This is a genomic window from Sphaerochaeta halotolerans (assembly GCF_003429665.1).
In the GTDB taxonomy this organism is placed as follows: domain Bacteria; phylum Spirochaetota; class Spirochaetia; order Sphaerochaetales; family Sphaerochaetaceae; genus Sphaerochaeta; species Sphaerochaeta halotolerans.
In genome coordinates this window covers 79,672-101,134 of sequence record NZ_QUWK01000009.1, presented here as the reverse complement: position 1 = coordinate 101,134, position 21,463 = coordinate 79,672, and the positions used below count along the sequence as shown (strand labels likewise).

The following is a 21,463-nucleotide window of genomic DNA, read 5'->3' as shown; positions in this document are numbered from 1 at the left end:
TAAAACTATTTCCGCTGATAAGCGGATTGGGAGGCATATATGGCAAGTGAGAAGGAATCTTCCGGAATCGGATTTTTTGAACGATATCTTACAGTATGGGTCTTGTTATGCATGGCCGCTGGTGTCTTGATCGGCGTGTATCTACCGGCAATCCCTGATTTCCTCTCGCAATTTGAGTATGCGAACGTCTCCATTCCCGTGGCAATCCTTATCTGGCTCATGATCTACCCAATGATGCTCAAGGTCGACTTTCACAGCATCAAGCAGGTCGGACAAAACCCGCGCGGTTTGGTGGTCACCTGGATTACCAACTGGCTAATCAAACCCTTCACGATGTATGGCATCGCCATGTTCTTTTTCTATGTGGTCTACCAAGCAATCATACCCAGGGACCTTGCTCGACAATACCTTGCCGGCGCAGTCCTTCTGGGTGCAGCTCCCTGTACAGCGATGGTATTCGTGTGGAGCCACCTCACCAAGGGCAACCCCGCCTATACCCTGGTGCAGGTCGCCACGAACGATCTGATCATTCTTGTCGCATTCGTTCCGATTGTGGGACTATTGTTGGGAATCAGTGGAATATCGATTCCATGGATGACGCTATTCCTTTCGGTAATACTCTTTGTAGTGATTCCCCTAGGCGCAGGTTGGTTCTCCCGGGTGATCATCACGAGAAAGCGTGGCCTGGATTACTTCGAGAACACATTCATCCCCAAGTTCTCCAATGTTACCATCACAGGACTATTGCTTACCTTGATCATCATCTTCTCATTCCAAGGACAGACCATCGTGGACAATCCGATAAACATCGTGCTCATCGCCATCCCGTTGATTATTCAGACATTCCTCGTCTTCTTCGTGGCTTACCTCTGGGCGAAAGCATGGAAACTGCCTCATGATATCGCAGCTCCCGCTGGGATGATCGGAGCTTCGAACTTCTTCGAGCTCGCTGTGGCGGTTGCCATATCGGTATTCGGGCTCAGCTCTGGAGCCACAATAGCCACAGTGGTCGGAGTCTTGGTCGAGGTGCCTGTCATGCTCACTCTTGTAAAGATAGCCAACAGGACCAAGAAGTGGTTTCCTACTAAAACAGCATAAAGGGTTAAGAACAATGAAACAATACAATCATAGAACCATTACTAATTACATCAAGCAACGATACGGGGCTATCGCACAGCAAGGATCTGTTAGCGGATGTTGCGACGGAGGTTGCTCCTGTTCATCAAGTCCGACAGACATCAACCAAATTTCAGCAACCCTTGGATACCAAGAGAACGACATGGAAGCAGGTGCTACCGGCGCGAACCTTGGTTTAGGATGTGGAAATCCATTGGCGCATGCTACACTCAATGAAGGGGAGGTCGTACTGGATCTCGGAAGCGGAGGCGGGTTCGATTGTTTCATCGCCCGCAAGCAGGTCGGTGAGCAAGGAAGAGTAATCGGAGTCGACATGACGCCGCAAATGATTGACCTCGCACGGGCTAATGCTGCTCGTCTCGGGTATACGAACGTCGAGTTCATAGAAGGGGCAATCGAGGCTCTCCCGGTGGACAGCGATTCCATCGACGTGATCATTTCCAACTGCGTCATCAATCTCTCCTTGGACAAGAAACGAGTCTTCCACGAAGCGTTTCGGGTTCTGAAACCAGGCGGACGGCTTGCCGTCTCCGATGTAGTGGCTACAGCTGAACTTCCAGAAGTGATCAAACAAGACTTGAAGCTTCATGCAGTGTGTGTAGCAGGTGCAGAACATATAGCTGTACTAGAAAAATTACTCTGTGAGGCAGGTTTCAATGAAGTCAAGCTGACTCCAAAAGACACAAGCAAAGAAATACTAACGTCATGGATGCCTGAAACTGATATAGATCAGTATGTGGCTTCCTACATCATCGAGGCGAAGAAGCCACGGTGAAGGGCCGGTTGCTTTCAAGTGAATTTCAGGATCGAGGCTTCCACCTTCAGTGGATGATTATGATGATGCCAGAATTTCTATGAAAGTCTTTGCAACGCACGATTTCATCAATTGTGCAACAGCACTACTTCACGGACCTTCTCTTAAAGTGAACCCTAGAAGGTGTTCGATTTGTAGGCTGTATCAAGCTACCGCTTTTGATTGTCTCTCTATACTCGACCCGCACCGCCTTGAATGGCACCAATAGCCAACATTGCAAAAAGCAATCGGATTTGAAGGTAATCAGCTAGGCCGTTGCACAACATCCGCCCAAGTATGGTAGACTCACACTTGGTTGCTTTTGGGAAAGGAGTGTGTGCTGTAATGGATATGCTTCGCTGCGTCGTAGAGCGCATCATATTCCAGAATGAGGAGAACGGCTATACGGTCGTCAAGTGCAAGGCGAAGGGGTATCACGAGCTCGTGACCGTCGTCGGTTTAATGCCTTCGGTGGCAGTAGGATCGGTACTCAGCCTGCAGGGATTCTGGAAGAACGATGGCAAATATGGTCCACAGTTCACCGTCCACTCCTTCGAGGAGACCCTCCCCATCACCACCAATGGTATCGAGAAGTACCTTGGCTCTGGCTTGATCAAGGGCATCGGGCCGATATTCGCCAAGAAGATTGTCAACACATTCGGCATAGAGACACTTGAGATCATCGAATCCGATGCCGACCGCCTGTTCGAGATCCATGGCTTAGGCAAGACCCGGGTCGAGTGTGTGAAGAAAAGCTGGCAGGAGCAGAAGGAGATCAAGAATATCATGCTCTTCTTGCAAAGCTATGGGGTGAGCACCAACCATGCGACAAAGATCTTCAAGACCTATGGCACAGACAGTATCCATGTCGTCAAAGAGAACCCCTATAGGCTCGCAGACAATATCTGGGGCATCGGGTTCAAAACCGCCGACACCATCGCTGAGAAGCTGGGGGTGGCAAAGGATGCAGCTATCAGGCTACGTTCAGGTCTGTTGTACTCGCTCAACAAACTGTCGGAGGATGGTCATTGCTATGCCGTTTCCGATCAACTGTTCAAGGCTGCTGAGAGGATGCTCGAAATGACAGCCGAGAAGCTCCGGCCTGTGTTGGAGAACATGGCACAAACCGGAGATGTAATCGTCGAGGATGAGGCCATCTACCTGCCACCCTTCTATTTCTCAGAGATCGGGGTAGCCAAGAAGGTGCGAAATCTAATTGAAACGACCAGAAGGAAACGGATCGATACCGCCGGTGTAATCGAGCGCTTGAACACACCGAAACACGGTGGCATTACCTATGACGAGGTCCAGCTCGAGGCTATCAGGACAGCGGTGATGCACAAGTTCATGGTGCTCACCGGCGGTCCCGGGACTGGAAAGACGACGACCACGCTTGGCATCATCCAGGCTTTCCAGGCATCAGGCCTTCAGGTATTGTGTGCAGCTCCGACCGGGAGAGCGGCCAAGAAGATGAGCGAAGCGACGGGGATGGAGGCCAAGACAATCCACCGGCTACTTGAGTTCAAGCCGCCGCAAGGATATCAGAGGAATGCAGAAAATCCACTTGAAGGGGATGTCCTTATCCTGGATGAATGCTCAATGATTGACATCATCCTCATGCACAACCTGCTCAAGGCGGTGCCTGATGATATGACGGTCATCATGGTCGGCGATACCGACCAGCTTCCCTCCGTCGGTGCGGGGAATGTCCTCAACGACATCATCGCATCGGAAGTCGTGCCGGTGGTGAGGCTGCAGCGCATCTTCCGCCAAGCCCAAGGCAGCCGCATCATCATGAACGCCCATCGCATCAACCAGGGCAAGAACATAGATATCACCAATGGGAAAGCCTCCGACTTCTTCTTCATCGAAAGCGCCACTCCCGAGGAGGCCTTGGAGAAAATCATCAATCTGGTGGCCACACGGTTGCCTGGGTACTACCATGCCGATCCGATACGGGACATACAGGTGCTCACACCCATGCAACGTGGTTTGGTGGGAGCGGTAAATTTGAACAAGATGCTGCAGGAACGGCTTAATCCTGCTGTGGCGGCACTGGCAAAACCGAGCATCAACCGCGCCGGCATTGAGTACCGGCTACATGACAAAGTCATGCAGATCAAGAACAACTATGACAAAGAGGTCTTCAATGGAGACATTGGTACCATCACGGATGTCAATGTTGAAGATCAGGAGCTCACGATCAGCTTCGACAGCCGCGAGGTCACCTTTGAACGGTCAGACCTTGATGAGGTCGTATTGGCCTATGCCACCACAATCCACAAGTCACAGGGCTCGGAGTATCCCATTGTGGTCATGCCGTTTATGATGACCCATTTTGTGATGCTGCAACGCAACCTGCTGTACACTGCCGTTACCCGGGCGAAGAAGGTCCTGGTGCTTGTCGGGGAGCAGAAAGCGATTGGCTATGCCATCAGGAACCAGAAGCCGAATGAGCGTAAAACCCGCCTGAGCTTGAGATTGAATGCCACAAAGCAGATGTCATAGAAGAAGCCTTCCTGCAAGACATGCTATCCTACTAAACGGGCAGGAAGCACAGGGAAATACCCTACAGTAGGCGTAGACAAGTAAGTCATTTCAAGCAAGGGTAGCGAAAGTAATACGATTCCGTCCTTCTACCTTACTCTGATACATCAGTTGATCCGCCATCTGGATGATGCGGTCCTTGGGTGAGGGCTTCTCAACAAACACAGACCCGATGGAGACGGTTACGCGGATATCCGATCCATCGCGTTGCACAGAGGAGGCCTCAACAAGCATTCGCATCCTTTCAGTTATCTGCTTCAACTGCTCTAAATCCACTGACAAGAACACTACAAGGAATTCCTCCCCTCCCCAACGGCCGACCAGGTCGCTCGATCGAACCACATTCACCAGGCTTTTAACAGTCATCCGGATTGCCAAATCCCCTACATCGTGCCCGTAGGTGTCATTCACCGCCTTGAAATGGTCGATATCCACCAAAGCCACCCCAAAGGGCTTCTTGAACTCATCCAGCTCCAAGAGCTTGCCCGAGAGAAATGATTCCGTATAGCGTCGGTTCGCAATTCCAGTAAGCTGGTCGGTCATGGCAAGGACCTTCAGGTCTTCAATCTCCTTCATCAACTGTATCGGTGGCTTCTCATCGGAAAACAGTTCTATGGCACCGATGAGTTGATCCCCATCATACAGCGGATAGGTTCTGACCATCACAGGGACGCGGTGTCCTTGCTTGTGGCGCAGATACACCGACGCCTCGCGGTTGAAACTATCCTCCATGGTCCTGTGCAGGGGACATCCTTGCCTACACAATTGAGTACCTTCCGTAGCCTACTTCAGATCAAGATATTTGCCTTCAGCTTGGTGCCTATAGCTATGAATGTCAACTCAAACCCTAGCCTCTTCAGTGAAACGAGAGGTCAATAAGTGCTAGTATCTTGACAGGGCATCGAGGAAGTTACATCCGAAGATTTTTCCCATTCTTCTCTTGTTGATTTTTTGCTTTCCTTCTATGAGAGGAGAGCCATTTTTTTGATGCATTTGTCCCGACTAGAAATATCTTGCAAAACAACATGGTATAACCTATATTGTAGCGATGAATATACTCGGATTGATACTTACATTCGCATTTTTGTTGGTGGTCATCGGCATCGGGCTACTCATGTCTCGATCCGATCGTTTCTCCGCTGAGTTCGTACGCAAATTCATCCATATCGGCGTCTCCAACTGGTGGTTTATCCTCATCGCAACCTTCGATACACTCTCCTATGCACTGGTTGGACCGATTGTCTTCATCATTGCCAACGGTGCTGCGGTCATCACCGGGGCTGCAGACGTATTAGGCATCAAGGACAAGGTCAGGAACCTCGGCTTGGTGTATTTTCCCATCTCTTTGCTCCTGCTGGTACTTATAGGATTCAATGGAATGCTTCCAATGTGGGCGTGCGGCATTGGCGCTATGACCATGGGCTATGGGGATGGTCTTGCAGCTGTGATCGGTAAGCATTATGGGAAGAAAAAGATTCACGGGGGCAAGTCATTCATTGGTACTGCAGTCATGTTCGTGGTTACCCTGCTCGTCATCATCGGGTTCTCCGTAGGGTATCAGATTGATTCGCTGTGGAGTCTTTCTTGGTGGATAGGGTTGGTGGTGGTTGCCCTTGTATCAACGGCGATTGAAGCATTCACACCGTTCGGTCTCGACAATATCACGGTACCGCTAGGGACCGCGGTTCTTGCATACCTAATGCTGGGAGTCCTGTGAACGAAGACCCCTTGCCCATGCTACTATTCTTCAGGTAGACCTCACTGTAGAAACCCCCATCACCCACTGGGATCACCGAATGCCACCTTCCAGAATGCAAGAGGAATACAGGAATGCAAGGTCTAGTGAATACGTATGGGGTTATGGTTCTACTTTTGGAATCATCGTAGGATAATGCATCACTTCCAACCCTTTATTGACTGATAGGACAAAAAGCTCTACATTTCCCTCATGGGCAGAAAAAAAATTACAATCGAAGATATTGCCCGTGAAGCTAATGTAGGGATCGGCACTGTTTCACGTGTTCTCAACAACAGTTCCCATGTTGCAGAAGAAACCCGCAAGAAGGTTCTTGATGTGGTAAAAGCTCGTCAATACTCCCCAAGTGGCGCGGCAAGTCGACTTGCGCGTAATGATGCCATTGAGTCAACGGTAGGCTTGCTTTTGCCGGATATAGGTAACCACTACTTCTTTGAAATATTTGAAGCAATCTACAGAAAGTTCCGCGGTTTGGGCGTGGACCTCCTCATATTCAACTATGAGAAGCACAACCCACAGTTCATCCAGAAAGTTCTGGATGCCCAACTCTCTGCCCTACTCATCTTCGCCTTCCAGCTTGACGAAACTGAACGAGAGTTGCTAAGAAGACGTAATGTTCCCTATCTGTATATCGACTACTCACGTGCTGATGAACACTGCATGTATACCGACAATGAACAGGGTGGCCGTCTTGCCGCGCGGTATCTTCTCTCGAAAGGTGTTAAACACCCTGGATACATCGCGATGGACCCACCTGGGCAAACCAATGCTGACCGGCATACAGGATTTGCCAGTGAGCTTGCACTCTATGGCTATAAGGAGTGTGCACTGTACAACTCTGAGATATCAGAAGAAATGGGGTACCAGATCGGTATGCAAATCATCGATGAGCAGACCTGTGACGGCGTCTTCTGCTACTGTGATGATATCGCAGTGGGAGTGTACAGGGCTGTACGCGAGAGAGGAAGTTCCATTCACATAGTCGGCTTTGACGGCGTTCGAGCCACAGAGCACTTAGGCATATCAACGGTAAGCCAAGAGCCTGGTGCTATTGGGACACAAGCGGCTTCCTTCATCGTGAACCTCATGGAGGCACACCAAGAACGGCAACCCATACATCATCGAATCATCCCTGTCCTTGTTGACCGTAACAGCTAATTACCAGAGCAGCATATCAACCGTTAGATCTGCAGTGTCTAGCACGTGTGCATCACAGAGCGCTGGATCGACAGCACTACCAACACCGACCGTTCTCATCAGGGCTTCCTTGATGGCTGTAATGCCTGCTGAAGCATCCTCTACACCAGTACACTCCTCTGGATACAAACCCAGCATGTCAGCGGCACGGGCGAAGACCTCAGGGTCTGGTTTGCCCTGTACCACCTCACTTGCAGGAACCACGGCATCAAACGAATCTGAAAGTCCCAGTCGATCAAGTATGAATGGAGCATTCCTACTCGCCGAAGCGATGGCTGTATACACCGAATGCTGCTTCAAGCGTTCCAGCAACTCAGGAATACCGGGAAGAATATCTTTTGGACTCAATTCTTCCAATGATTCACGATACCAAATATTCTTCTGATTGGTGAATTCCTGCATCTGCTCTTCAGTTACACTCACTTGGTTGTGGTCAAGGATGACCTGGAGCGATTGTCTTCTGGATATACCTCTCAATTTTTGGTTAATCTTCTCATCAAACTCCCATCCATGGGTATCAGCAAGACGTTTCCATGCCCGGTAGTGGTATTCATCGGTAGAGGTTATCACCCCATCAAGGTCGAAGATGACAGCCTTGCATGCAGCTCTCGTGGAACATTGCACAGCCTCTTTCCCCACAGTGAGTACCTCTGAGCGATGAAGTACGGTAAGCGTCCCTCCCTTGGCCTCATAGGTAGTAATCTCCGGCTCAATCGTGACCGTAAGCACTACACCCTTGAAAGTCAGATGGAACTTCAGTCGCTGGAGTTCCACTGGCAACTGAGGCCTGAAAGAGGGGACTCCCTTTTGCATACGGAATCCTCCCAAACCGTACACGATAGCCATCCATGATCCCGCCATCGAAGCAGTATGCAGACCATCCTTGGTATTGTGATGCAAGTCTTCAATATCCATGAGGGCTGTCTGACGGATATAGGAACTCCCAAGATCCAGGAATCCACAATCGTATGCAACAATTCCTTGAATACATGCAGAGAGTGAACTATCCCCAGTAGTAAGTGGTTCATAGAACGCAAAATTCCTCTTTCTCTGATACCAGGGGAATCGATGATGCTGCAACAGCATACCGAGCACTGTATCAGCTTGCTTAATGACCTGATGTCGGTAGATTACCAAAGGATGATAGTGAAGCAGCATGGGGTGCCGTATCTCACCACGCTTGGCAACATCCCAAACCTCTTTGTTTAGGAAGTAGTCATCCTGCATGTGTATTCCCCGTTTTCTGTCATAGGGAACATACATATGTTCAGAAGCCCGGGCAAAAAGGCTCATTTCGTCATCAGTAATAGAAAGTTTTTCTACAAGTCGGTCCCACAGCTTTGCATTCTCGTTTTGCAGACGTGAAGCAAGCTGTACCACCCCCTCAAAGTGGTGTTGGACCATGACATTGGTATAGCAGTTATTGTCAGAGAGCGCTGAATATTCATCAGGACCGGTAACCTCATTGATACAGAACTGCCCACCCTTCTCAGGGTTGAAGAACCCAAGATCGAGAAACAGTCGCGCTGTCTCGATCAGCACCTCAGCTGCTCCCTCTTCCAGGATGGTATCATCACCTGTTACTTCCAGGTATTGGAAGATTGCATAGGCAATATCAGCATTGATATGGTACTGTGCAGTTCCAGCTGGGAAGTAGGCACTAGCTTCCAGCCCATTGATGGTTCTCCAAGGATAGAGAGCACCCTTCTGGTTCATCTCGCGTGCTCTGGCTCGGGCTCGATCGAGTGTTGAGATCCTGTATTTGATCAATGCACGTGCGGTATCGGGAAGGGTGTGGTTGAAGAGTGCCATTCCATAGATTTCGGTGTCCCAGAAATAGTGCCCTTCATACCCATTTCCGGTAAGCCCTTTCGCGGCAAGGGCAGACATGCCGTCTCTTCCAGTACTCTGTTGCAGCTGGAAGAAATTGAACCGTAATGCCTGCTGAAGTTTCTCATCGCCGGTAATCTCAATATCAGCATGAGACCAGAAGGACTCATACCAAGAGCGTTGCATCTCAACCAAAGTTTGCCAACTGGATGTGGCTATCTCTTCACGATACTGCTGGGCCAATTCAAGGGGGAGGGTCTCCCCCGGTCGTCCAGAGGTGTGATAATAGAAGTATTTCGTAAAGCTGAGATCGGCCCCGCTCCATGAGAAAGTAAGAACTGGGAGACTCTCCTCCTCAAGATCACCACGCTCTGTTTGGAGCGGCTGTGAACTCTCATGAACAGCCCCGCAGGAGAGACTCAATGCGCTTTCCACCGTTTTGAATGAAGCCTGGAATCCTGGACGAGCCTCTTCTCCTTCAGCATAATACCCACAATCCTCACAGACCAAGGAAGAACCAGAGAGCGTACTTCCCATACGTGGATCAAGTTCAGTATTTGCGCGCTGAACAGGCATGCCGATGGTTGAATGCAAAGTAGCATGTACATCGGTATCACAGTGAATGCGGACCCGTGTAGCACCAATATGGTGCTGCTGCATGCTGAGCAAGGTCTCCCAGGTAATATGCACCAGCTTACCCTCATCGGTAAGCCATTGCATATGTTGCTCGAGGATCCCCGTACGGAAATCCAGACGCCTTCGGTAGAATTTCACCCGCTCATCAGATACATTGATCTGTCTACCATCGATGAAAATCACCAAGTATCGACAGTCAGGAAGGTCTAGCATGGTCTGGTTGAGACGGGCAAACCCGTAGGCATCTTCCCCGTAATGAATTGGAGAAATCTCATAGAATCCATTGATGAAACATCCACTATGGTGCGCAGGTTCCCGTTCACAGGGAAACCCACGGTACCCGATATATCCGTTTCCAATTGAGAATAAGCTTTCCCCCTGGGCGATGTACATTTCATCAAACCCGGTTTCTTCGAGACTCCAAGTATCCAAAGCCATGTATTACCCCTTAACTGATCCTGCCATAAGTCCTTGTACAAAGTACCGTTGCAGGAAGAAAAACACGAGAATTGGGACAATCATGACAACAAATGCCCCTGCGGTGAGCAGATGCCAGTCCTGTCCTCGTGAACCTACCATATTCGCCAAGCGCTGGGTCAGTACAGCTACATCACTGGTGCCACCAAGGAAGACCAAGGCAACCAGCAGGTCATTCCAAACCCAGAGGAACTGGAATATACCTAACGATGCTATAGCAGGGACAGAGAGAGGAAGTACCAGCCGTACGAAAATCACCATCGGCCTAGCTCCGTCAAGGAATGCCGATTCAAATACATCCCGTGGGATGGTTGAAATATAGTTATAGAGAAGATAAATCCCCAGTGGTAGCCCAAACCCTGTATGGGCAAGCCATATACCCAAATAGGAACCTGTAAGACCAATTTTCATGTAATCCCGAAGGATTGGAATCAATGCAATCTGTAAGGGAACTACCAATAAGGCGACCACAATGGTGAAGAACAATTTCCTACCAGGAAACACCATCCAAGCAAAGCCAAAGGCGGCTGCTGCTGCAATGAGAATAGGAATGATCACCGAGGGAACGGTGACGGTAAAACTGTTGATGAAGGCCTGAGACAGATTATCTCCGCTTGCACGAAGAACATTCCCTTCTGCGTCAGTAAATGTTGCTTGTCTGCCTCCCAACACACGTCGATAGTTGTTCAAGGTGAAATCGCCGTCACCTTTGAAGACGGTCCACCATCCAGTATTCAAAACGTCATCCTGTGGTCTTACTGATGAGATGAGCAAACCAATAATCGGGATACTCCAGACAATGACCAGTACGATCAAAACAATATTGACCACCACATTCCATCTATTTTGTCTTTTTCTTGCAAGGGATGTCATATTAGAAGCCCTCCCGTTTGCTGAACTGATGCAGGTTGTACCACATGACAGGAATAACAGCCAGAACCAACACGATAGCGATTGCAGACCCTCGTCCATAGTGGTAGAAGCGGAACATCTGTTTGTACTGCATGCTTGCTATAACCTCGGTACCATAGTTACCATTGGTCATGGTGAATACGATATCGAATATCTTCAATGTAATGATGATAATCGTGGTCGATACCGTAACGAGTGTAGGTGCTATAAAGGGTATGATAATGCTTCTAATAATCCTGAATTCCCCTGCACCGTCTATACGACCAGCTTCGATAATTGTGGAGGGAACGCCCTTCAGTGCTGAGCTGATGATCACCATGGCATAGCCTGTTTGCAACCATACCAGAATGGCAATCAAGAAGATATTGTTCCAAAATGGCATCGTAAACCAGGCTTGTGGTTCACCACCAAAAAAGGTAACAATTGCATTGAGTAAGCCAATTTGGTCTTCCCCTGCCGGTTTGTACGAATAGATAAATCGCCAGATAACACCAGCACCGACAAAGGAGATTGCCATCGGCATGAAAATGATGCTCTTGAATACCTTCTCCATTTTCACTCGATCTGTGAGCAGTGCAATAATCAGACCAAAGCCAACAGCCCCGCCGGTTCCAATGACCAACCACAGAAGATTGTTTGTGAACGATTCCCGCATCTTGGAATCGGTGAAAGCGAACACATAGTTCGCAAGTCCTACGAAATTCTTCGATTGTGCATCAAAGAAGCTCAAATAAAGAGATCGGACCGTGGGAATAAACAGATACCAAGCAAGAATTATCAATGCTGGACCTACAAATATAAACGGTTGCAATCTCTTGGCAGTTGCAGTACTGGTCCTGTTCACAACCCAATCGGCAACCCAGAACAGAAGTGCAATTCCACCTACGCCCCACACAATGGCGATGATTGCAATAATTCCTTGTGAAGCATTGCTATCCCGTAAGAAGATGAAACCAACCCACAATACAAAGAGTACGCCAACAAGCACAAGGACAGAGAATGCTATGCGACCAAGCTTGATAAGGGATGATGTAGGCTTGTCTTGTCTTTCAATTGTTGTCATGTACGGTCCCCTTTGAGAGTACTATACGAGAGCACCGGCAAAGGACTCTACATCTCTGCCGGTGCAATACAGCATTTACTTATTTCGGCCAGGATTTCTGCACATCGCTCAACATGGTATCAAGGTTCTTGCCATTGACCCAGTCTACAATACCAGTCCAGAAGGAACCTGCCCCAACCTGTCCCGGCATAAGATCGGAAGCATCAAACCTGAATACTTTGGCATTCACCAAGGCTTCAGCAAGTGAGCGTTCAATCTCGTTCGGGTAAGCATTCAGATCCTGATTCAGATAGGGGAAGAGGGCTCCACCTCTCTTTGCCCAAATCTCACCAGACTCCCAAGTTGCCAAGAATTCCATGAATTCACGGACTTCGGGGCGATCGTTGAAGACAACAAACTGGTCACCACCACCAAGAATTGGAATTCCAAACTCTTCATTGATGCTAGGAAGTGGGAATACTCCTACTTCTTCTTCAAGATTTGCCTGAATGTCATCCTGGAGGAAAGAGGTGACAAAATTACCCTGTCTGTGCATCCACGAGCGTGGAGGATTCTCAAACATGGTGCGCGGAGAATCGGTATAACTCTGAGTAAGAATGGTGTTGGTACCGCCATAGACATACTTGGGATTCAACCAGATTTTTCCAATAATATCGAATGCCTCTTTTACTTCAGGAGCATTGAACGGAATCTCATGATTTACCCACTTGTCATAGACTTCCGGTCCTGCGGTCCTGAGCATGACATCTTCCACCCAGTCGGTTCCAACCCAACCTGTTGCTCCACCAGCTTCAATACCGATCGACCAAGGAGTATGTCCATTGGCAACCATCTTATCCATCAGGGCAATCATCTCGTCCCATGTGGTAGGGACTTCATACCCTTCTCTTGCCCATGCTTTCTTGGGATACCATACGAAACTCTTTGCATTTACCCGGTGGAACACACCGTAGGGAACGCCATCATAGGACCCAAGGTCCTTCCAAACCGGTGCATAGTTTGCATCGACGGCTTCTAGCAGGGAGTCCCACATTGGGACCAAATACCCTTGAGAAGCAAAGTTATACATGAGACCAGGCTGAGGAAGTGCTGCGATATCAGGGGGGTTACCTCCCTCGACACGTACACTGATCAGTGTCTCGAAGTCTTTCGATCCTTCGTAGACTACATCGATTCCCGTACGCTCTTCAAATGGCACTATTGCCTCTTCAAAACGTCTCAGCTCCTCATCGACAAAAGCTCCGAACACCTGTACGACCTTCTTTTCGGCCTGCTTGGTGTCAGCTTGTCCAGCAGCAAATGCTGATGGAAGAACCACCAATGCAATGAGTAACACTACTACTGCTTTCTTCATACTCATCTCCTTTTGCTTGGTTTTGCCAAGCGGTATGATTACATATTGCGTTAAACGCATCAGATACATTCCATCGATATGGGAAAGTAGAACACTGGGGAAACAAGACACTCCATACCGTGGAAGCGTTTCCATACATGTATTCTTTCACACCTTTTACTACTTGTCAAATGAAAAAATAGGCTGTATTTAAGAAAAACTGTCTCGAATATGAAAACTTCCACTCATACCGTAAATGAAATATTCCAGTAGGGGGAAAGCTGTGGTTTAATAGGATAATAATTGGATTGAGAATCCCCGAAGGAGAAAATGAAGAGGAAGCCCCCTGTTTGTCTGACACTCACAAAGACTTCCTCTTTGCCATAAGACAGGGAAACAACTTCACCGAAGCAGCTCAAGTTCAAGGGAATTGCAATGAAATCTCCGCCTGCTACACCAGTGAGCATTTATTTGATATTATAATCCCCCAGGAACCTACAAGAGATGAATGACATCTACAGGGCATTTAACAGAGAACCCCCGCTTCACGATGAACAGACGGGGGTTTACTTGGTTCTTTTGATGGAGTTATCTGCTATGTCTTCCCTTGAGTACCTCAACAACCTCACCCAAACGTACGTCCTTTTGGGTAAGCAGTACCAGGAAATGATATAGCAGGTCGGCGGCCTCTCCAAGGAACAGGTCTTTGTTATCATCCTTGCTCTCAATGATGAGCTCAACAGCCTCTTCCCCTACTTTCTGGGCAATCTTATTGATGCCTCTACTGAAGAGATGGTTGGTGTATGAACCCTCTTGGGGAAAATCACGACGGTCATGGATGATTTGTTCAAGGTAGAATAAAAAATCAGAAGTAGGAATCTCTTCAGGATTGTTTTCCTCAGAAAAACAGGTATCGCTTCCGGTGTGGCATACAGGTCCGGTGGGTATTGCCTTGATTAGGAGCGTGTCATGGTCACAATCTTCAATGATTTCCCTGACCTCAAGGTAATTTCCGCTCGTCTCCCCTTTCGTCCAAAGCGTGTTACGGCTTCTGGACCAGAAGGTGACAAGCCCACGGTCTCGGGTAATCTTGAGCGACTCATCGTTCATATATCCGAGCATCAATACCTTGTTTGTCACAGCGTCCTGGATGATTGCGGGAACTAATCCCCCCTGTTTTTCGAAATCAAGAGCCATATAATCCATCTCCTTACTACTACCTACGCATAGTTATATCATGTTGTTCAAGAAAAATCTTCAACTCTGGGATATCTATCTCATGAAAATGAAAGATGGAAGCTGCCAAGGCAGCATCAGCTTTTCCCTTAGTGAATACTTCGTAGAAATGTTCCATCTTGCCCGCCCCCCCACTCGCAATTACGGGAATGCCGACGGCTTCAGACACCCGGCGTGTCAGATCAACAGCAAAACCACCCTTCACCCCGTCATGCTCCATACTGGTAAGAAGGATCTCTCCTGCCCCGCGGCTGTATGCCTCCTTCGCCCAAGAGATGACATCCAACCCTGTTCCTGTACGTCCCCCATGGACATAGACCTCCCAGCCTTCCTCAGCTCCATTGTCAAAAGCTGGATTCCTTCTTGCATCGATGGCACAGACCACACATTGGCTGCCAAAGTGCAAAGCGAGCTCATCGATGGCCTGGGGCCTTGCCACTGCCTGGCTATTGATGGAAATCTTGTCAGCTCCACTGTCAAGCAAAGCCGCCACATCGGCCTCATTTCTGATGCCACCACCAACTGTGAAGGGAATACTGATATGGTCTGCTATGCTTCTTACCAAGGAACGGAATGTTGAACGGTTCTCAACCGTTGCAGTGATGTCAAGAAACGTCAGCTCATCAGCACCATAGCGGCTATAGGCTTGGGCGAGTTCAACCGCGTCCCCTGCATCACGCAAGTTTACAAAGTTGACCCCTTTTACCGTCCGTCCATCACGGACATCAAGACAAGGAATGATTCGTTTTGCCAACATACTTAGTTCTCCCCGAAGGCTGCAAGCTCTTCGATTGTAATCATACCCTCATAGATAGCCTTACCAATGATAGCCCCCGCGAGCCCTGCATCCCGTAAGTCCCGCAGATCCTGCATAGTGGTAATACCTCCTGAGGCAATCAAGTGAAGGTCACTTCGATCTTTCAGGAGTGTACGATACAGGTCAATCGAAGGGCCACTGAGCATTCCATCCTTGGAGATATCAGTACAGATTACTTGATTAAGTCCCTGGCTACGATAGAGGTCAATGAAGGCTGCAACCTCTTGGTCACTCCCTTCAGTCCAACCTGCACTCTGGACCATCCCGTTCTTCGCATCAGCGCCAAGGATCAATCGATCACAGCCGAACTTTTCAATCCAGGAGATCAACAGCGAAGGATTCTTTACTGCAACCGAACCACAGGTAACCTTGCTCGCTCCGCTGGAAAACGCTGCCTCAAGATCCGCACTTCGCTTGATTCCCCCACCGAAATCGATTACCAGATTGGTATTGTTCGCTATACGCTCAAGGACATTCAGGTTGACGATACCTCTCCCTCTTGCACCATCAAGATCTACAACATGCAAGTAGCGAAGGTTGGCATCCTCAAACTGCTTCGCAAGTTCAAGAGGATCGCCAGCGTAGATTTTCTTCGATTCGTACACCCCTTGGGTGAGGCGAACCGCCTTTCCTTCAATAATATCGATTGCTGGGATGATATGCATCATAGCTCCTCTAGGAATGTTTTCAGCAATTGCTCTCCCACATCCCCACTCTTCTCAGGATGGAACTGACAGCCGTAGTAATTGTCCTTGTGCAGTACGGAGGAGAAAACCTGCCCACCATACTCTGTGCTTGCAATTGTCGCCTCACAGAGGGGGACATAATAGCTATGCACGAAATAGCACCAGGCTTCTCCCTTCAAGCCAGAGAACAGTCGGTCATCCTGGTACTGCAGGGTGTTCCATCCCATATGCGGAATCTTAAATTCGGGAGGAAGTGAAAACTTACGCGTTGGAATAGGGAAGATGCCTAGTGTCTGGGTATCATGTTCCTCACTGGATGCACACATCAGTTGCATTCCCAGACATATTCCAAGAAACGGCTGTTTGAGGGTTGTAAGCACAATATCCAGCCCTTTCTCCCTCAGATATGCCATTGCAGTGGATGCTTCCCCCACCCCAGGGAATAGTACCTTGTCAGCATTTGCCAACTGTCCGGGGTCATCGGTAACCTCTGCCTCATAGCCAAGGCGGTGGAGAGCACAGAGTACTGACCGTGTATTTCCCGCATTATACTTTACGATGGCAATGTTCATAGCATCCCCTTTGTTGTAGGAAGTTCCATAGAGTACGGATTACGATGCACGGCTTGTTTGATCGCCCGTGCAAAAGCCTTGAATAACGCTTCACACTGGTGGTGGGCGTTGCCCTCACTCACCTTGAGCGAGAGAGTGCATCCAGCACTATCGCTGAAGGATTTGAAGAAGTGTTCAACCATCTCAGTAGGGAAGGTACCGATGTACTCCCGCTTGAAAGAGACATCCCACTGTAGATAGGGCCGTCCAGAAAAATCCAAAGCTACCTGGGCAAGCACATCATCCATAGGAAGGAGCTCAAACCCGTAGCGACTTATACCTCGTTTATCACCCAAGGCTTCGCGGAAGGCTTGCCCCAGGGCGATACCCACATCCTCTACACTGTGGTGTTCATCCACCACCAAATCTCCATGTGCATGGAGGTCTATGTCACAACCACTGTGGCGAAGTACCTGCTCCAGCATGTGGTCAAAAAAAGGAATATGGGTGTGGATAGACCCAAGGGACCCTCCATCAAGATTCAGCTTGAGTGAGATTTCCGTCTCTTTGGTCTTTCTTTCCAACCGTGCAATACGTGGAGAGAGGTGGCTTTCATCCAGCAGGAAGGATGCAATTGAGGCCCAGTTGTCGCTGACCAGGATACAGACCTCCTTGAGGTCCTCACCCAGCTCATCTGCTCTCGACTCATCGGCAAACCAGATTGCCTTGCACCCAATGTTCTTTGCAAGCTGCACATCAGTAAGACGATCCCCGATTACCACCGAGTGTGCCAGGTCGTAGCTACCGTCCATGTACTCGCTAAGCATACCGATCTTCGGTTTTCTTCCCGGACAGTTGTCCTCGGGAAGCGAATAGTCGATATGCTCCGCATCGAAGGTAATGCCTTCTCCACTCAGCGTCTCCATGATTCGCTGGTGGGGAATTTCAAAAGCTTCCTTGGGAAATGATGGCGTTCCTACCCCATCCTGATTACTCACCATGGCAAAGTACCAGCTCCCATCCTTTCGCAGCCGGGAAAGGGCTCCAAAGACCCCTGGAATGTAGTGAATCTTCTCAAGACTATCTACCTGCATTTCCTCTACAATGACTCCATCACGATCCAAAAACAGCACTCGCTTATGCATCTTAGCGCTCCTTGTATGCAGATAATGCTGATAACAGCCTGTCATTCTCTTCTCTACTGCCCACGGTGATCCTCAGGCAGTTCTCACAGTGCAGCTCTTTGCTGCGATTCCGTACTATGATTCCCAGCCCTGCAAGATAGTGGTAGATTGCCAGAGCATCGGTAACCCGTACCAAAAAGAAGTTTGCATCACTGGGAAAGACAGTCTGTACACATGCCAGTGGTTTCAACTCCTCTCCCAAACGTTCCCGCTCTTCCTTGATAAGACGAAGTCCCCTCTCCACTTCACTAGCGTGGCTCAATGCCTTGAGCGCCAACTCTTGGCTTGGAGTCCCAATATTATAAGGGTACTTCATGCTTCTAAAAACCGACACAATCTCTTCATGAGCTACAGCAATACCAACTCTGGCACTAGCAAGTCCCCAGCACTTGGAAAGGGTCCTCAGTACCACCACGTTGGGGTAGGAGTCCAACAACTTGACCGCACTCTCCTTCTCGCTGAAATCATAGTACGCTTCATCAACCACGATAATGCCATCAAAGAGCTCACATATTTGCTTCACCTCGTCAAGGGGAAAAGCATTCCCACTAGGATTGTTTGGGCTGCAGATGAAGAGCAACTTGAGCCTTCCTTCCCTGCTTCTGTTCTCCTTCTCATGGTGCAAGAATTCTGAAAGTGCAGGAAAATCAATCTGGAACGAAGGAGTCAAGGAAACAGTAGAGACCCGTACATCATTGATGTCTGCAAATACTTTGTAAGCTCCATAGGTGGGAGGCATAAGCAAGACAGAATCCTTTCCTGGTTCACAGAAACAGCGGAACAGGTTGTCGATCAACTCATCACTACCGTTACCCAGTACGGTCTTGGGAAAGGGAAGACCAAGCACCGCTTCGACCTGTTTGCGAACTGCCACCGAAAGCGGATCAGGGTAGCGGTTTGCATTGGTCTTCTCGACAAAATCCTGCCAGTTCTCATTTGCATCGAGATAGACCTGGGCTTCCCCGGTGAAATCATTGCGCGCACAACTGTACGGGGTTAAGTTGGCAATATTCTTTCTCAGCAACTCTCTCATCTCTCTCCTCCCAAACGGACTGCTACAGCATTGCGATGGGCACCCAACTGTTCCTGTTCTGCCATACAAAGCAGGGTTGGTGCAAGGGAGGAAAGCCCCTCCTTGCTGAGTTTCTGCACTGTTATTTTCTTGATGAACGAATCAGTACTCACCCCGCTGTACGAGCGCGCCCATCCATTGGTAGGAAGGGTATGGTTGGTGCCACTGGCATAATCCCCTGCACTCTCACAGGAGTAGGGCCCCAAGAAGACCGACCCAGCATTGACCACCTTCTCCAGCAATGCATCATCCTCTGCGGCTCCCAAATCAATGATCAGGTGCTCAGGGGCATATGCATTGACAATGTGTGCAGTGGAATCGAGATCAGGTACCAAGAAAGCCCTGGAACTGGCAAGACTCAACGTGAGAAACTCTGTTCTCCCTAGGCTGGTGAGTTGCTTCGCTATCGCCGCTTCCACATGATCAATAAAATCATTCCCTTCTGTTTTTTCTCCCTGCACAACAAGCATCGCCTGACTGTCTTTTCCATGCTCCGCCTGACTGAGCAAGTCACTTGCCACAAAGGCTGGATTGGAAGAAGGAGAGGCAACCACCATCACTTCACTGGGACCTGCTGGCATATCGATGGCACACGTAGTACTACTTACCTGCACCTTGGCCTCAGTCACATACCGGTTCCCTGGGCCGAATATCTTGTCCACGGCTTTGATGGACTGTGTCCCATATGCCATGGCAGCAATTGCCTGGGCTCCCCCCACCGCATAAATTTCCTGCACGTTACACAAATCTGCCGCATAGAGAATGGCAGGGTGAATCCTTCCCTGTTTTCCTGGAGGGGTACAGAGGACCACCTCTGGACACCCCGCAACCAAGGCTGGGATTGCCAACATCAAGACAGTGGAGAACAGCGGGGCTGTACCGCCAGGGATATAGAGTCCAACCCGACTCAGGGGGACTACCTTCCTGGACAGAGAAATACCTGGAGCAACCGCTACCTGCTCGCCAGTAGGCATTTGTGCTGCATGGAACCTATGAATATGTGCATAGGCCTGGCTGAGCGCCTGCTTCAGTGAATCATCCACGTGTGCCCCTGCTGCTTTCTTTTCCTCAGGGGATACAGCGAGAGATGAAAGATTCACTCCATCGAACTCAGAGGCATAGCGATAGAGGGCATCATCTCCTTCCCCTTTCACCGCATCAAGGATAGCGGAAACCTGCTTACTCACCGACTGCGTTGTACCCAGATTCCGAGCAAGCAATGGAGATAACTGCTCATCCGGTGGATTATCATACCGCTCTAGAAAGGCCATGATTCCTCCTATTCCGTCATCTTCTCTATCGGGGTTACGAGTATCCCCTGTGCACCAAGGGCCTTGAGCTGTTCAAAGTCCTCCCAAAAGGTATCCTCTGCCACAACGGTTTGTACAGAGACCCACCCCTTTTCCATCAGTGGAGTGACAGTAGGACTCTTCATACCACCGATGATGTGAGCCACCTGCTCCAGATGCTCCTGGGGAAGGTTAAACATGATGTACTTATAGGAAGAGGCCTTCATGACCGCATCAAGACGAAGCATCAGACGGTCAAGAATGCGTTGTTTTGCAACACTAGCCATCTGCTTGCGCCCGATCATGACAGCAGTGGATGTATAGAGACTTTCCACTTCCCTCAGCCCGTTCATCGCCAAGGTTGCTCCGGTAGAAACCAGATCACAAATGGCATCAGCAATCCCAACAGCAGGAGTTATTTCCACAGACCCGGAGACCTGGACAAAGCTTGCCGAAACCCCTCTCGCTTTCAGGATTCCACCCAGGATGTTTGGGTAGCTGGTTGCAATTCGCTTTCCTTCCAGAGAAGAGAGCCCCTGGTAGACGAAATCATTGGGGACTGCAATGCTAAGCCGGCACTTGGCAAAGCCTAGGTCCCGCAGCACTTCCAAGTCGATGGCCTGTTCATCATACTCATTTCTTCCAACAATCCCAACATCGGCGATTCCATCGCGAACATATGAGGGGATATCGTCATCTCTCACATAGAGAAACTCCAAGGGAAAGTTGGAAGCTTCCTCCTTCAGGACACGTGCATCACTGCCGAACTTGATTCCACAGTTCTTGATGATCTGCAGAGATTTCTCGCTCAGCCTTCCGCTCTTTTGGATTGCAATTCGTACTACTTCAGCCATGATTTTCTCCTTCCTGGGGATAAAAAAAGCCCCCGCGACATGCGGAGGTCTGTATAGAGAGGTCCAGAGCCCACCTGCCTACGGTCGGTTACA

General features: G+C 49.2%; 18 protein-coding genes. 5 read left to right on the top strand and 13 right to left on the bottom strand.

Annotated features, from left to right (window positions below; translation table 11 throughout):
- Positions 1-39: 39 nt before the first annotated feature.
- From arsB to recD2, 3 genes are all read left to right on the top strand, one after another.
- Positions 40-1,098, top strand: a complete 1,059-nt coding sequence (gene arsB / locus DYP60_RS09695; RefSeq protein WP_117330804.1) for an ACR3 family arsenite efflux transporter — start codon at positions 40-42, stop codon at positions 1,096-1,098.
- 13 nt (positions 1,099-1,111) lie between these two features.
- Positions 1,112-1,912 carry an arsenite methyltransferase gene (locus tag DYP60_RS09690; RefSeq protein ID WP_117330803.1) on the top strand — a complete coding sequence of 267 codons (801 nt, stop codon included), beginning with the start codon at positions 1,112-1,114 and terminating at the stop codon, positions 1,910-1,912.
- Positions 1,913-2,275: 363 nt separating this feature from the next.
- Positions 2,276-4,438: an SF1B family DNA helicase RecD2 gene (gene recD2 / locus DYP60_RS09685; protein ID WP_117330802.1), complete on the top strand. Its 2,163-nt coding sequence runs from the start codon at positions 2,276-2,278 to the stop codon at positions 4,436-4,438.
- Positions 4,439-4,528: 90 nt separating this feature from the next.
- On the opposite strand, the gene DYP60_RS09680 is transcribed toward recD2, so the two are convergent.
- The gene (locus tag DYP60_RS09680; RefSeq protein ID WP_117330801.1) at positions 4,529-5,209 is read right to left on the bottom strand and encodes a GGDEF domain-containing protein; all 681 of its coding nucleotides are present in this window, start codon (positions 5,207-5,209) and stop codon (positions 4,529-4,531) included.
- Between the two features lie 316 nt (positions 5,210-5,525).
- Between DYP60_RS09680 and DYP60_RS09675 the strand changes: the two genes are divergently transcribed.
- Complete coding sequence (locus tag DYP60_RS09675) at positions 5,526-6,194, top strand: diacylglycerol/polyprenol kinase family protein (protein ID WP_117330800.1); 669 nt, start codon at positions 5,526-5,528, stop codon at positions 6,192-6,194.
- Positions 6,195-6,425: 231 nt separating this feature from the next.
- Positions 6,426-7,391, top strand: a complete 966-nt coding sequence (locus DYP60_RS09670) for a LacI family DNA-binding transcriptional regulator (RefSeq protein WP_117330799.1) — start codon at positions 6,426-6,428, stop codon at positions 7,389-7,391.
- Here DYP60_RS09670 and pgmB read toward each other — a convergent pair whose 3' ends face one another.
- The 12 genes from pgmB to hisG form a co-directional block, all read right to left on the bottom strand.
- Positions 7,392-10,334, bottom strand: a complete 2,943-nt coding sequence (pgmB, locus tag DYP60_RS09665) for a beta-phosphoglucomutase (RefSeq protein WP_117330798.1) — start codon at positions 10,332-10,334, stop codon at positions 7,392-7,394.
- A 3-nt stretch (positions 10,335-10,337) separates the two neighbouring features.
- On the bottom strand, positions 10,338-11,246 hold the full coding sequence (locus DYP60_RS09660) for a carbohydrate ABC transporter permease (protein ID WP_117330797.1): 909 nt from the start codon (positions 11,244-11,246) through the stop codon (positions 10,338-10,340).
- A gap of 1 nt (position 11,247) precedes the next feature.
- Positions 11,248-12,348, bottom strand: coding sequence for a carbohydrate ABC transporter permease (locus DYP60_RS09655; RefSeq protein ID WP_117330796.1), 1,101 nt, complete (start codon positions 12,346-12,348; stop codon positions 11,248-11,250).
- A 79-nt stretch (positions 12,349-12,427) separates the two neighbouring features.
- Positions 12,428-13,702, bottom strand: coding sequence for an ABC transporter substrate-binding protein (locus tag DYP60_RS09650; protein WP_117330852.1), 1,275 nt, complete (start codon positions 13,700-13,702; stop codon positions 12,428-12,430).
- Positions 13,703-14,269: 567 nt separating this feature from the next.
- A complete protein-coding gene (gene hisIE, locus DYP60_RS09640) occupies positions 14,270-14,887 on the bottom strand; it encodes a bifunctional phosphoribosyl-AMP cyclohydrolase/phosphoribosyl-ATP diphosphatase HisIE (protein ID WP_276308962.1) in 618 nt (205 codons plus the stop codon).
- Between the two features lie 10 nt (positions 14,888-14,897).
- A complete protein-coding gene (gene hisF, locus DYP60_RS09635) occupies positions 14,898-15,674 on the bottom strand; it encodes an imidazole glycerol phosphate synthase subunit HisF (RefSeq protein WP_117330793.1) in 777 nt (258 codons plus the stop codon).
- Between the two features lie 2 nt (positions 15,675-15,676).
- Complete coding sequence (hisA, locus tag DYP60_RS09630; RefSeq protein ID WP_206363129.1) at positions 15,677-16,399, bottom strand: 1-(5-phosphoribosyl)-5-[(5-phosphoribosylamino)methylideneamino]imidazole-4-carboxamide isomerase; 723 nt, start codon at positions 16,397-16,399, stop codon at positions 15,677-15,679.
- Positions 16,399-16,992, bottom strand: coding sequence for an imidazole glycerol phosphate synthase subunit HisH (hisH, locus tag DYP60_RS09625; RefSeq protein WP_117330791.1), 594 nt, complete (start codon positions 16,990-16,992; stop codon positions 16,399-16,401). The genes hisA and hisH overlap by 1 nt, the downstream gene beginning before the upstream one ends.
- Positions 16,989-18,116 (bottom strand): bifunctional histidinol-phosphatase/imidazoleglycerol-phosphate dehydratase HisB, encoded by a 1,128-nt coding sequence (gene hisB / locus DYP60_RS09620; RefSeq protein ID WP_117330790.1) that lies wholly within the window; start codon positions 18,114-18,116, stop codon positions 16,989-16,991. Before hisB ends, hisH begins: the two co-directional genes overlap by 4 nt.
- 1 nt (position 18,117) lies before the next feature.
- Positions 18,118-19,188, bottom strand: a complete 1,071-nt coding sequence (gene hisC, locus DYP60_RS09615; RefSeq protein ID WP_117330789.1) for a histidinol-phosphate transaminase — start codon at positions 19,186-19,188, stop codon at positions 18,118-18,120.
- Positions 19,185-20,498: a histidinol dehydrogenase gene (gene hisD, locus DYP60_RS09610; RefSeq protein WP_117330788.1), complete on the bottom strand. Its 1,314-nt coding sequence runs from the start codon at positions 20,496-20,498 to the stop codon at positions 19,185-19,187. The genes hisC and hisD overlap by 4 nt, the downstream gene beginning before the upstream one ends.
- Before the next feature lie 8 nt (positions 20,499-20,506).
- Positions 20,507-21,370: an ATP phosphoribosyltransferase gene (gene hisG / locus DYP60_RS09605; RefSeq protein ID WP_117330787.1), complete on the bottom strand. Its 864-nt coding sequence runs from the start codon at positions 21,368-21,370 to the stop codon at positions 20,507-20,509.
- Positions 21,371-21,463 lie beyond the last annotated feature (93 nt).